General features: G+C 74.8%; 3 protein-coding genes. All 3 read left to right on the top strand.

What is annotated here, in order from left to right; translation table 11 throughout:
• Positions 1-586: SDR family NAD(P)-dependent oxidoreductase (locus AB0M88_RS53205; protein WP_364116305.1), on the top strand; the 586-nt coding region annotated here is incomplete at its 5' end.
• Positions 583-1,434 carry an alpha/beta fold hydrolase gene (locus AB0M88_RS53200; RefSeq protein WP_364116302.1) on the top strand — a complete coding sequence of 284 codons (852 nt, stop codon included), beginning with the start codon at positions 583-585 and terminating at the stop codon, positions 1,432-1,434. The genes AB0M88_RS53205 and AB0M88_RS53200, both read left to right, overlap by 4 nt.
• Positions 1,431-2,048 (top strand): maleylpyruvate isomerase N-terminal domain-containing protein, encoded by a 618-nt coding sequence (locus AB0M88_RS53195; protein ID WP_364116299.1) that lies wholly within the window; start codon positions 1,431-1,433, stop codon positions 2,046-2,048. The genes AB0M88_RS53200 and AB0M88_RS53195 overlap by 4 nt, the downstream gene beginning before the upstream one ends.
• Positions 2,049-2,191: the final 143 nt, after the last annotated feature.

Genomic DNA, 2,191 nt, shown 5'->3' with positions numbered 1-2,191 from the left:
CGCGGTGAACGGGGCGCTGCCCTCGCTCGGGCTGCTGATCAACAACGCCGGGATCGCGCTGGGCGGACGGTTCTCGCAGATCACCGTCGACGAGTTCGAGACGGTGATGAACGTGAACTTCCGGGCGCCGATGCTGCTCACCCACGCGCTGCTGCCCCTGCTGACGGCCACCCCGGGCAGCCACCTCGTCAACGTGTCGAGCCTGTTCGGGCTGATCGCGCCGCCCGGGCAGAGCGCGTACAGCGCGAGCAAGTTCGCCCTGCGCGGGCTCAGCCAGGTGCTGCACGCCGAGCTCGGCGAGGTCGGCGTCGGGGTGACGACGGTCCACCCGGGCGGCGTGCGCACGAGGATCGCCGAGAATGCTCGCGCCGGCAGCGGCGTACCGGAAGAGGAAGCCGCCTCCGGCCGCGAGTTGTTCGCCAGGCTGTTGAGTTACCCGCCGTCGAAGGCGGCGGCCGAGATCCTCGACGCGGTGCGCCGCCGCAAGGCCCGGGTGCTGATCGCGAACAGCGCGCGCGTGCCCGACCTGCTGGCCCGCCTCTTCCCGGTCGGGCACCAGAGCATCCTGCGGAGGGCGTCGCGATGAACTACGTCGAGGTCTCCGGGGCGCGGATCCGCTACCACGCGACCGGCCCGTCCGCCGGGCCGCCGGTCGTGCTGCTGCACGGCATCGGCCGCAGCCTCGAGGACTGGGAGCTGCAGCATCCGCGGCTGCCGTCGACCCACCGGATCATCAGCCTCGACATGCCGGGGTTCGGGCTGTCGCAGCGGCTGCCCGCGGTCACCTCGCTGAGCTCCCTGGCCGACGGGGTCTGGGCCATCCTCTCCGCCCTGGCGGTCGAAGACCCGGTCCATCTGATGGGCAATTCGCTGGGCGGCGCGGTGGCCATGCGGATGACGGTCGACGACCCGGGCCGGGTGCGGACACTCACCCTGGTCAACAGCGCGGGCTTCGGGCGTACGGTCACCGCCGCGCTCCGCGTCCTCGCGCTGCCCGGAGTCGGCCGGCCGTTGCTGCGCCGCATGGCCGACCCGCGCATCGCCCGCCGCACCGAGCGGAGCATCTTCTTCGACGGCGCCCTGGTCACCCCGTCGCGCATCGAGACCGCGGTGAAGATCGCCCGGCAGCCGGACTTCGCGGCGGTCTACCTCGAGGCGGCCCGGGCGCTCGGTGGCGTCCGCGGGGTGGCGCCGGGATGGCGCCGCGAGCTGCTGCCGCGGGTGGCCCACCTCGGCAAACCGACCCTGCTGGTGTGGGGGTCGCGCGACCTGATCCTGCCCTCGGCCCACCTCGCGGCGGCCCGGCTGGCGTTCCCGGCCGCGCGGTCGCACCTGTTCCCCGACACCGGGCACATGCCGCAGATCGAGCGGCCGGACGAGTTCGCCGAGGTGGTGCGGCCGCTGCTCGCCGAGGCGGGGTCGGAGGTGCCGTGATCCTCGACGTCCTGGCGGCCGAGTCGGCCGCCCTCGTCGCCGGGCTTCCCCCGGACCGGTGGTCGCGGCCGACCCGCTGCGACCCGTGGGACGTCCGCGAGTTGCTGGCCCACGTGCGGGTCGCGGTCGGCCGGGTCACCGCGATGCTGGCGGCACCGGCGCCGCCGGCCGCCACGGTCTCGGCCGCCGACTACTACCGGCCGGACGCCCGCTTCAGTGCGGCCACCAACGCCGACCGCGTGGCGACCGCCCGGTCCGCGGTGGCCGGCGACGAGCTCGCGGCCTTCACCGCCACGGTGTCGCAGGTGGTGGCGGCCTGCCGGGCCGAGCCGCCCGGCCGCGTGGTACGGACCCGGCACGGCGACCCGATGCTGCTGGACGACTTCCTGACCACGCGCGTGGTCGAGGTCGCGGTGCACGGGTTCGACCTGGCCGACGCCGCCGGGGTGCCGTCGTGGCTCACGCCCGCGGCCGCCGGCACGCTGCAGGACCTGCTGCTCGGACCGGGCCGCCGGGCGCCCGATCCGGCGCACTTCCTGCGGGCCGCGACCGGTCGGGCGTCGGACCCGGAGTTGCTCGCCCGGCTGTCGCCACGGTTGCTGGCGCTCGGCTGACCCCTTCTACCGTCGGTCCCTTCCGCCGATCCCTTCTACCGCCGGCCGCCCTGAATCCCGGCGCCCTGAATCCCGGCGCCCTGAATCCCGGCGCCCAGAAACCCGGCGCCCGGAAACCCCGCCCCGGGAATAAAAACGCCAGA

Source organism: Actinoplanes sp. NPDC051411, assembly GCF_040682075.1.
Classification (GTDB): domain Bacteria; phylum Actinomycetota; class Actinomycetes; order Mycobacteriales; family Micromonosporaceae; genus Actinoplanes.
Note: the sequence above shows the minus strand (reverse complement) of the source record. Positions and strands in the feature narration are given on the sequence as shown.

Excerpts from the sequence above, each read along its gene's own strand:
- AB0M88_RS53200 (WP_364116302.1), top strand. The coding sequence starts at position 583 with ATGAACTACGTCGAGGTCTCCGGGGCGCGGATCCGCTACCACGCGACC.